Source organism: Vibrio sp. ER1A (assembly GCF_000733315.1).
GTDB lineage: Bacteria > Pseudomonadota > Gammaproteobacteria > Enterobacterales > Vibrionaceae > Vibrio > Vibrio mediterranei.
The window spans coordinates 1-10,374 of record NZ_JPJA01000103.1; the positions used below are offsets into that span (position 1 = coordinate 1).

The 10,374-nt window shown below is 41.7% G+C and carries 13 protein-coding genes; 2 read left to right on the top strand and 11 right to left on the bottom strand.

Annotation, left to right across the window (positions count from 1 at the left end):
* The first annotated feature begins 273 nt into the window (after window positions 1-273).
* Window positions 274-1,371 (top strand): YdcF family protein, encoded by a 1,098-nt coding sequence (locus HW45_RS27870; RefSeq protein ID WP_038231418.1) that lies wholly within the window; start codon window positions 274-276, stop codon window positions 1,369-1,371.
* Between the two features lie 59 nt (window positions 1,372-1,430).
* Here HW45_RS27870 and HW45_RS27875 read toward each other — a convergent pair whose 3' ends face one another.
* From HW45_RS27875 to HW45_RS27920, 10 genes are all read right to left on the bottom strand, one after another.
* Window positions 1,431-2,333 carry an LPD25 domain-containing protein gene (locus HW45_RS27875; protein WP_051868483.1) on the bottom strand — a complete coding sequence of 301 codons (903 nt, stop codon included), beginning with the start codon at window positions 2,331-2,333 and terminating at the stop codon, window positions 1,431-1,433.
* Window positions 2,334-2,406: 73 nt separating this feature from the next.
* The gene (locus HW45_RS27880) at window positions 2,407-2,652 is read right to left on the bottom strand and encodes a hypothetical protein (protein WP_038231420.1); all 246 of its coding nucleotides are present in this window, start codon (window positions 2,650-2,652) and stop codon (window positions 2,407-2,409) included.
* 124 nt (window positions 2,653-2,776) lie between these two features.
* Complete coding sequence (locus HW45_RS27885; protein ID WP_081875930.1) at window positions 2,777-3,271, bottom strand: DUF2787 domain-containing protein; 495 nt, start codon at window positions 3,269-3,271, stop codon at window positions 2,777-2,779.
* A 108-nt stretch (window positions 3,272-3,379) separates the two neighbouring features.
* Window positions 3,380-4,075, bottom strand: coding sequence for a hypothetical protein (locus HW45_RS27890; protein WP_038231421.1), 696 nt, complete (start codon window positions 4,073-4,075; stop codon window positions 3,380-3,382).
* A 67-nt stretch (window positions 4,076-4,142) separates the two neighbouring features.
* Window positions 4,143-4,580 carry a DUF2787 family protein gene (locus HW45_RS27895; RefSeq protein ID WP_038231422.1) on the bottom strand — a complete coding sequence of 146 codons (438 nt, stop codon included), beginning with the start codon at window positions 4,578-4,580 and terminating at the stop codon, window positions 4,143-4,145.
* Window positions 4,577-5,056, bottom strand: a complete 480-nt coding sequence (gene radC / locus HW45_RS27900; RefSeq protein ID WP_038231423.1) for a RadC family protein — start codon at window positions 5,054-5,056, stop codon at window positions 4,577-4,579. The genes HW45_RS27895 and radC overlap by 4 nt, the downstream gene beginning before the upstream one ends.
* Window positions 5,057-5,169: 113 nt before the next feature.
* Entirely contained in the window at window positions 5,170-5,979 is an 810-nt protein-coding gene (locus tag HW45_RS27905) for an FkbM family methyltransferase (RefSeq protein WP_038231424.1), read from the bottom strand.
* Window positions 5,980-5,993: 14 nt separating this feature from the next.
* The gene (locus tag HW45_RS27910; protein WP_038231426.1) at window positions 5,994-6,767 is read right to left on the bottom strand and encodes a hypothetical protein; all 774 of its coding nucleotides are present in this window, start codon (window positions 6,765-6,767) and stop codon (window positions 5,994-5,996) included.
* 19 nt (window positions 6,768-6,786) lie between these two features.
* Complete coding sequence (locus HW45_RS27915; RefSeq protein WP_038231428.1) at window positions 6,787-7,059, bottom strand: hypothetical protein; 273 nt, start codon at window positions 7,057-7,059, stop codon at window positions 6,787-6,789.
* Window positions 7,060-7,516: 457 nt separating this feature from the next.
* Window positions 7,517-8,404, bottom strand: coding sequence for a GTPase family protein (locus tag HW45_RS27920; RefSeq protein WP_160171244.1), 888 nt, complete (start codon window positions 8,402-8,404; stop codon window positions 7,517-7,519).
* Between the two features lie 156 nt (window positions 8,405-8,560).
* On the opposite strand from HW45_RS27920, the gene HW45_RS30435 reads away from it, so the two are divergent.
* Entirely contained in the window at window positions 8,561-8,818 is a 258-nt protein-coding gene (locus tag HW45_RS30435; protein WP_152559733.1) for a helix-turn-helix domain-containing protein, read from the top strand.
* Between the two features lie 143 nt (window positions 8,819-8,961).
* Here HW45_RS30435 and HW45_RS27925 read toward each other — a convergent pair whose 3' ends face one another.
* Window positions 8,962-10,188, bottom strand: coding sequence for a tyrosine-type recombinase/integrase (locus HW45_RS27925; RefSeq protein WP_038231433.1), 1,227 nt, complete (start codon window positions 10,186-10,188; stop codon window positions 8,962-8,964).
* Between the last annotated feature and the right edge of the window lie 186 nt (window positions 10,189-10,374).

A 10,374-nucleotide genomic window follows, 5' to 3' on the forward strand; every position in this document is an offset into this window, starting at 1 on the left:
ACCCATTAACTAAGAAACGGAAGGCTAATCACCTTCCGTTTTTTATTGCAATAGGGTGTTTACCACCAGCTTACTTACAAAACAAAAAATAAAGATTTCGTTTTTTGATTTGTGTTGTTAGAAAATGGTGATCAAAATCTCTTGTCCACAAAAAACAAAAATGTATAGTGAATTTGTTTTTTTACTTCTCAAAAAAACAAAACGCATTTATTAGAATCATCAATTTAGTCAATTAGTCTCTTCTTAACACACCACCGAAAAGGAAAAAGCACCATGAAACTAAAAAAACAACTATTAAGTCTAGCCATTTCTGCAACGGTGATTGCGGCACCGTTGGCGCTTGCTTCTGAGACTATTAATTCATATCAGGCAACGACAGATTACAAAACGCTGATAACAAAACACGATGTTGTCGAGCAGCTTTTAAAAGATGCTTTAATCGCTTTCAAGTCTCCTGCTAGAAAGTCTGACGCCGGTTTTACGGCTAAAATGCCAACCAACATAGAGATTGTAACCAACAAGCTTTTGCAGGCTTACAAGCTAGAGCCATATAGAACAGACTTATTAATTTCTGCGGCAAATGCACAGATTTATAACAAAAATATTGATCGCGCCGTTGGTCTTTTTAAACAAGCGTTGATTGCTGCCCCTGACAGCATAGATATAAACTCTTATCTCGCTGTGTGGGAACATGCAAGAGGCAACAAAGAGCAATCAAAACTATATCTTCAGACGTTGGACAAATTAAATAGTGGTAGATCTAACGACATTAAGAAAATTTTTAAAACGATTGATAGTGTTGCTTCAAAACCGTTAAAAACTGAGGCAACATATAATCTAAACGATCATGGGGCCATTGTTACTCTTGGTTATGCGCTTAACCTTGATGGCAGTATGAATGATATATTGATCAAGCGATTAGAAACAACCTTAAGAGTTGCAAAAAAATATCCGGAATCATTAATAATCTTAACTGGTGGTGTGCCAAAGGATCATAATACTGAGGGAAAAATCATGGCTGACTGGCTGGTTTCTAAAGGGATCAGTAAAAATCGCATCATTGAGGATAACTACGCTAAAAGCACCGTTGGCAATGCGCTATACAGCTCATGGGCGTTGGCGCGTCACCACATCAAACACGCGACTATAATTAGCTCCGCTAGCCACGTTCGACGCGGAGAGACGGTTTTCAATATAGCCAGTTGGCAAACTGGACCAGCATCAATAACATTTGATTCAGTGGCATACCCTGACAAGCCAATAAAAGAAATTGAGACCGCAAGCAAGGACGAAATGTTAGGCATTTATCGTGATGCATTGAGAACTTATGGGATGTGGAGCTATCGCTCGGAGCCGCTAACATTCCGATAACAACAAACAAAAAATAAAGACTATCTTGAGAGAGGCGATAAACACGCCTCTCTCTTTATTTACTCGGGTATCGCCCACTCACCTAATGGCACGTATCGCGCTTTGTTCTGTGTTCGGTAAAAGTTGATTTTCTTTATCTTCCAGCCGTAGCGTAAGTACTTGGTATCTGTCAAATAATACCCGTCTCCCATCGCAAACCGCTCTCGATGTTCTACGCTTTTCTCTTTGTCATTCAGAAATGTCGTCTCTGGATGATTCAGACTTGCTTTTCGCATTTCTGAAAACAGATGTCTGTTGTGTTTTGACCAAGCCAGTATAATGGTCTTCAGCGTTTTAGTATGAAATTCCCCAGTATATGGCTCACTCATTTCAGCATCATAGTCGGTCAATGTTGCGACAATCACGCCCTTAGCCCATTGTGGCACTTCCAGAGCTTCTTGAAATGCCTTTTCCGCTTGTTGGTGTTCACGCCATGCGTTTTCCCGCTCTTGTCGTTTGGCTTCTTCTTTGGCCTCCTCTTGCGCTTTGGCCTGTGCTTCTATTTGTTTGATTTCCATCCTGCCTATGTCTACTTGGGTGGCATCAAGCTGGTAGCTGTTGATATGTGCAATTAACGTTTGGTGATGGTCTTCGTGTAGCCACGATTTATCCTCCTCGTCTTTGTGTATATGATAATAGCGAAGCATACTTAAACAGTGCTCTGCAAATCCTTGGTCATTGCCTCCACAACCTAAATCCAAACGACATTCATGCTGGTGGTCGTTATCAAAGGTGACGGTCACTTTCGTTTTATCGTATCCACCAAGTGGGTTTGTTTTTGCCACGGCTAACGCTTTGGTTTCAAATTCAGTAAAGTCGTACTCGGTATCAGATTCAAACTCTCGTGATTCCGACCAGTGCACGAATACAGATAATGGCTTAATATAAGTTATCGCCCCACATTCCGTACTTAACGCTGTCATGGTAATGCTCCTCTCTCTTAAATAAAAAAAGCCGCAACCTCAACAGGCTGCGGCCAGAATGACTCAGGATGACTTACTCCTCATCGTAACGTTCGTGAGTCACAAGTGGGTGATAGGGCGTGGGATAGCCCGGGATTGGCGGACGCTCTTCTTCCAACGCTTTATCGATTAATGCCGCCGACGTGCCAATGGCGGTGGATACCGCAAACCCTGCGGCCGTAATGGTGCCAATCGCACCAAATACTGGGGCGGCTGTGATAATGCCTGCCACACTTGCTGTACCTGCTACAGCTTTAGCGACAGTTTGATACCAAGACATAAACGTCTCCTTTTTGGTTGTGGAATGAAAAAGGCCACCTCGAATTGAGATGGCCTTTAGGGGGTTGATAGTGTTGTTCGATAGAAAAACTCGGCAGCAATGGCATAGCGAGTTAGCCTTATCATTATTGACGATTCACAGTGATGAGGTCATAAGCCTGCATCGCCATGTACGCTAAAAAGTTGTGCTCCCATAATTGGTAGAGCTCTTTAGCCGCCCCATCGTCTTTAATGGGTTGCCATCCTTGCTGGTGGCAAGCAAACCATTCACCTCGACTGAAATCAAAATCGAGACCTCGTTCTAATTCTGGATAGTGATTGCCGATATAGGCAAAGTCCGTAATGTAGGTGTAATGCCACACGCCATCACTGTGTTTATTGAGACATATCTCCACCGGATGAAAGCCGCCTTTGTCCGCGCTATAACTCTTATCTCGAAAGTTAAAGATAATCCCATTGGCTCCCTTTAAGGATTCAGCGAGGTCATCGTCTAGTGTCAATTGATGCGCCAATGTCGTCACTAGACATTCCGTCAGTGCGTCAGAAACGGGCAGTAATGTGGATTGGATGTGGGAAGTTAAAAATCCGAGCTGTTCACGGACAATCCGTTGTTTAGACATGCTTAGCCCTCCTACAGGCAGTAAGACAGTGGAATAAAGGGTTGACTTGTTTTTGGTTAGTCAGAAAGACTCTATTTAGAGGAAGAGTGAACCGAAAACGGTTTGAGATTAAATCGCGTGCTTTTTCACGGCATGGTAAGGCGGCGCTGAGCCATTTATCCAGCATTTGCCTTGGTAACGAGTGACCAACTGTTGAAATAACCACATCTCAAATGCTGAACGTGGTGATAGGGAGACCTCAAAGCCTTCATCATCAAATCGCGCTTTCTCACGCCACGTGACATCCAAATCCAACAAGTGAGTAGACAGCGTGTCATAATGCGCTTGTTCCTTGTCATTTTGAGGAGCACGTAACCACACACTAAGGTGATGACAATACGGCATCACCTTATAATCTTGTGCGTGTATCAACGTATTACGCAGCGTGCGTATCCATCCTTCTGCTTTCGTATTTCGTCCATTGAGCTTTAACCCACCTGACTCGGCTTGAGCTGACCAGTCACAACCGTACTTCACTAACAAGTGATGAATGGTATCGACCCCACAAAACTGCCAATCACGACACCGTTTGTTGGTCTCAGGGTCAAAGAGGTTACTACAACCTATCAGCATATGGAGGACGAATAAATCCTCTTCTCGCAACAAGCACTGGTAGCGGTCATAAAGTCGCTGTTTGAGTTGATGCTCGCTCAGTCCCTCTATGTTGACGGTCAAGCGCTCCGTAAAGAAATCACGCAGTTGAGCAATAACGGCCACATTTAGCACTTTCAGCGCCATCGTTTCATACACAATGTCATAAGACATCATCTTTCTCCTTTTTTACAATAAATCATGGACGACCACTGGGTTAAGAGAGGCTTTATCCATTGCCTCATCCCTTCACTTCCGTCAGACGGATATCATCAAACTGCTCATTCAGTAATTGACGACAGAACATCCGTGACCAACTGAGCAGCAAATCCCGTACTTCCGGTCTATCTAACTCACACGCGGTAATATCAGGTTGGTAGAACCAACCACGCTTGACGTTAAAGTACAATTCGGGGGTCACGCTACGATGCGTCTCATCGGGGTAAGCAAAACTGGCAATAAACACCACACACCATGTCACACCTTGACGTTCTAACCGTATTTCCACAGGATGAGGACCACTGCGGGTCTGGTAATAAGCCGTGGAACGAAAGTTGATAGAGAGCATGGTGACGTCAGCAGGAATACTTGAGTGTGCCAATATCATCTCGATACTCTCAAGTAACGGCTTAGGTAAACACACGCCATAGTCATAACTGGCAATAATAGTCGTTGTCATAACCAGCCTCGCTCAGCAAAGGACACACACTCTTTACCCACCACAATATGGTCAAGTACCCGAATATCCACCAAAGCTAAGGCATCAACCAAGCGACGAGTGATGTTTCTGTCGGCCTGTGAAGGTTCAGCGATGGCTGAGGGGTGATTGTGAGCGAGTATCAGTGCAGCCGCGTTCTTGCGCAGTGCGACTTTAACCACCTCACGAGGATAGACGGTAGCAGCGTCTATCGTGCCTTGAAACAGCTCTTCAAAGGTAATCAGTTGATGTTGGTTATCGAGAAGCATCACCGCAAACACTTCTCGCTCATGGTTCGCCAGTTTGCAGCTAAGAAACTGCTTTACTGCCTCTGGGTTGTTGTAGGTATCACCGACTTCAAAGCTCTGCGCTAATATGTCGGCAGCGGTTTCCAGTACCTCCAAAGCAGTAACGGACTCAGGGAATTGGTAGGTGGTGGTTGATAAATGGGTAGGCATACATTCGGTCTCCTAGGTTGTGGACATTAAAAAGCCCGTAACGCATGAAAGCGATACGGGCGATTAAGAATAGAGATACACCGAGGTAATATAGACCTATAATTTTTTAGCTCTTATTGCGACACCAATACATAATTCCCAAAAGGTAACTCGTCATATTCGTCAAATTTATCCAAGTAACGACCACTATCATCGTAGACGTTATAATGGAATTGGCGGACAAAGCGTTGCAGATAGGCAAGAGACTGTTGACTACACTCAATAAAAAGCGTGGGCTTATTGTGTCGAATTGTATCTTGTAAACCCTCAAGCACTGAACGCTCATGCCCTTCGACATCAATCTTGATAAAATCAACAGACTCGACATTCAATTGAGCGAATAACTCATCACCAATGACCGTATAGATAGGCACACTGATTAAACCCGACGTATCATCGTGTGACTCGATAGACCCTTCTGGATCGTCTAAACGATGTTTCCGTCTATAGAACGTTTGGCAAGTAGTCGAATCACTCAATGCTAATGGATAAACACAAGCATTATCAAAGGCGTTATACTCAATCAACTGCTGCGTATAAAAGATATTCGCAACGTTTGGGTCAAAACCAATATAACGAACCTCTGAATTAATAGACTTGAGCTGAGTTAATAACAACCCCATGTTTGAGCCAATGTCTAATACCACGCGCTCTCTATCAGAATCATTGTGAAATGTTTCTTTTAATGAGCGATACATAAAGTGGTCATCTTCAACAAAGTAACCACCATTACGAATACCGTGTATTAATGGCACCTTTAATTGATAGCCTCTATAACGTACTTTTAGATACGGAACAAAGAGATGAGAAAGTAACGCACCGAATTCCCGATATGCTTTTTTAACAAGGGTGGTAAACCACCCTTTTTGATTACTAATTTTCATCGAGAAGTTTACCTTCAATTAAAAATATAACTTAAGTCATAAAGCAACTTTTTAGTAACCGGCGGAATGTTTGCAGAAGGTTTAAACTCACCCTCGCCAGCGGATTCAAACTTAGCGAGTGAGTTTCGTTTAGAACCACGATCTACCACTACTCCATAACCTACACACCAAACAGATTGCACATCCACAACACAATTATCTAATGTTCCACCATCCGGGAGGGTATAATCAGGACCTTTAGACATTAGTAAAGGATTAGGCTGTTCACCCGTCACCGTTTCCCAGTAGGTTTTATTAACCATCCCCGAATCTGAAGAATCGATTACCTTATAACTATACAGTTTATTTACGTTTCCAGTAATGGCATTCTTACTAATAACCACTGGGTTGTATTCTCGCGTTATATAACCAGAACTATTAGTACCACCACTGTTAGGCATTGTGTTAGTAATGTGAATTGTTTCGATATTACCGTCCACCTCAATGGTAACCACACGAAAATCAACATCAGCGGTATATGTGATTCGGTTTTCTTCCACGGTTACAAAATCGTTATAACTATAACCATAAGTGTATTTACCTAATTTACGATAGGTATAATCTTCAGGGTTAATCATCTCTGCTTGAGTAGTACTAGTACCACCCACAAATTTACCCGTGTTATCAATCACCGTTTTGCCGTTGATTTGAATTTCACCCTCGACGTTTAATACGGCGTCTTTTGCAAGCACCGGCGTCGCGAGTACGCTAAGAATAAGAGTAGCGATAACATTTCTTTTATTGAACATAATTTTTATCCTTTAAAATTTACTGTGCCTTTTTAATCGTCAACTTACCCTTTACCAATAACTTTTCTGGTATTGGATTATTTGCAGACACTAATGTAAACGTATCAGCATTAAGTACTTCTTCTGAATCTTCTTTAATGGTCATAACTTTAAAGCCATCTTTTATAACGGATTGGTTCTTTAAGGATTGTGTGGTTATTTTTGGTTTTACCAAGAGGGTATTTCCCTCATTATTAGAATTACACCCTAGTAATAATATTGACATAAAACCGATAATTAATAACTGTCTCATGGTACCTCTCCCTTGTAGATATATTAAAAACACTGCGTGAAATATTTCTCTCGTAGTATTAACAATAATATAGACCTATAATTTTTTAATATGTGACATTCGTTATTGCAAAGGAAGTAACTTCCTCCGAATGTCACAATGAGGACATTTTTTTAACTTTAAGAGGCTTTGTTGCCGAATTCANNGATTTCGGCAACAAAGCCACTTTAAGATCCAAAGATGACACAAGCGAATCATTGACTTTTTTCTACATAAAGCACATACCATCATGTTTTTATTTGATGAAATCATACTCTCGTTCACTAAAGCTTAAATTTATTTACCACCAAACTAAACGCGCACTATCGTGCGTCAGTCACCATGTCATTTCTAAATCAGATCTTAGTGTCGAACCGAATACTACTTCAAAGAGGAGGATCGCAAAATCTCCCCACTTATCGTTTAACAAACGACGATTTTAAAACCATTTGCGAGCAAGCCATGATACTGCTTTGGTTATTGCTGCTTTTGCTGCAAAATCACCAACGGCTTCTACAACATCGCCGACTTTATTCATAACCCAATCAAGAATGCCGCTTTCTGCATCTACTTTTGCTTTTTCGCTTACGTTTTCTTTTTTTGCCTTTTTTGCTGTTTGAACTTTTACTATTGCGCTTTCAGCATTCTTAATAAGTTTCTCAACAACATTAGAATGTCCCCAATGTAACGGCTCGTCGTCTCCCTCTTCAATCAGAGATGATACTGCGATTATGTTATCTAATGGTATATTAATTGCTGTGCTACAAGCTTCTCGTTGAGATTCAATTTCTTTTCTTAGCTCATCTTTAGGATGATATGGTTCTAGCTCCCAGTGCTTACCAAGACCTAATTTAGAAGGTAACAGAATGTCTGGTTTTGTTAGTACGACAATAAATCTTAAATCTTGAGGAATACTCTCTATCGTATCTCTCATGGATGAATAGTTGCGTCCAATAGTGTCTACAACAATGATTAGATCAGCTTCTGGTAAGTGTTCTTCATAGCCTTTTCTGTATTTTTGGTCATTCTCTGGAGTGGCATCCCCAATACCAGGACAATCCAAAACGTGAATTGTCTCTTCTGATGTGATCCATTTAAATTCTGTAGTACAACCTTTACTACTTGAACTGGTCTTTAAGTTTGTTCCAAAGATGCTATTGATTAGTGTTGACTTGCCAACACCACTACCACCAATTACAGCGACCTTTAGAGGCTTATCTAATTCTTTGTAGAATTTGTCCAGAGCCTCTTGAACTTTCTTTTGCTGCATAAGGCTTAGACCTGTTTCTACAAGCTTCTTACCTACTACCTTTAAGTTCTTCTCCATTAACTCACTAATACTAGACTTACTGTGAGATTCTTTCCTCTCGATACTCATTACTTCATTACTTCCTTTCTTTTTAGTTAAGATGAAATCTTATACCGTCTCGAATATCGAGACAAGGTCATTTGTCGTTAAATTCACGACACTATGAAAAAATAAATTTACACATCAACAAATGAAGCCTTTGTCGCGTGGTTAAAGCAGGAACGACGAAACAAAGGGCTATCTCTTCGACAGGTTGCGGATCTCATTGGTAGGCATCATTCCATTATCGGCAATATTGAAACACAAGTTCGTAGGATGGATGTCGCGGAGTTTTATGAGTATTGCGAAAAGTTAGGCTTGAATCCTGAAGATTGTTTTCGATTTATTAAAGCAACGAAGAAGAAAGAGGCATTGAGAAACATCTCTTTATAGGCCATAACTGACTTATATCATGAGTGGTTGTACTTGTGCGGCTAGTATTAGCTTCATCGCAATATAGCTTAAGAGATAAATATGTCAGACTAAGAAGAGTAAGAGGTAGACTCAGCTTACTCTTCCTTCTTCTTACCTAACAATTAGCAACGAATAGACAGATTGTCGATGAAAGCTTTTTCGATATGATCGCTCCACCACTGCATCATTTCTCGTCGTTGCTCAACATACTGACTACGATTATACGCTGCCCTCACTTTATCCTTATCTGTATGCGCTAAAGCAGCTTCGACTAGATCGCCCGAGAACTGAGGTTGTTCATTGAGGGTCGTACTCGCCAAGGCGCGCAATCCATGCGACACCAGTTGACCCTTATAACCCATACGCTTAATCGCCATATTAGCGGTTTCACTGCAACAGTGACGAGAAGCGTCCTTATAGGAAGCAAATATATAAACACTCACACCGTGTCCATTGACGGCTTTCATCTCTTCGAGTAACGCTAAGGTTTGTTTAGTCAGTGGTACAATATGATCACGTCTTTTCTTCATACGATTTGCAGGAATACACCACTGTTGGTTATCCCAATCAATTTCATCCCAACGTGCACCCGCGGCCTCACTGGGGCGAACGATGGTGTGAAGTTGCCATTCAATCAAACACCTTGTGGTAAAGTGTACGCGAGCCCGGGCAAGTGTTTTCATGAAGTCGGGTAACATTTCTGGCGGTAACGTCTTCATATTCTCAACGTGAGGCTTTTTGAACGCTTCTTTAATGTCCGTTAATCGATTAAACTCAATCCAGCCACTGTTGCGTGCAAACTTCATGATTTCGTTCAGACGTTGACATACTCGACGAACCGCTTCTAGGTGGCCTTTGCGCTCTAATGGTCTTAATGTTTGAATCACCAATGGGGGAGTGAGTTCAGAAACAGGCACAGAACCAAGGTAAGGGAAAATATGCAGTTCTAAGGAGCGTAGAATATCATGAGAGTGTGACTCTGAAACATGGCTTTGCTTTACTAACAGCCATTCTTTCGCCACGTTTTCTAGAGTAGCGTATAAACGTAATTGCTCTTGAGCTGATTGTTGATCTCGATAAGACTTTGGATCTTTACCTTGCTCAATCAATGCGCGAGCTTCACGCGTTTTTTCGCGAGCTATTTTTAGGGAAGTATTAGGATAAGTGCCTAAGGTAAGGTTAATACGCTTAGAAAGAATAGGATGGGTATAATTGAGGAGCCATGTCTTAGTGCCGTTCACTTTCACACGAAGACGTAAACCGTTACCGTCAGACAAGATGTATTCTTTGCCTTTGGGTTTTGCATTTTTTATTTGGGTTTCTGTAAGAGGTTTGACTTGTTTTGCCATGATGGTACACCATTAAATTGAACACAGTGACAATGTACCCAATGGTGTACCTTCCTAACCACGTGACCTAGCGATGTGATTCGACATAAAGCGACGAATAAAGCTAGGCAACACAGAATTTCAGGCATAAAAAAAGACGTCCTAAGACGTCTTTCTTCAATGGTTTGGCGGAGTGGACGGGACTCG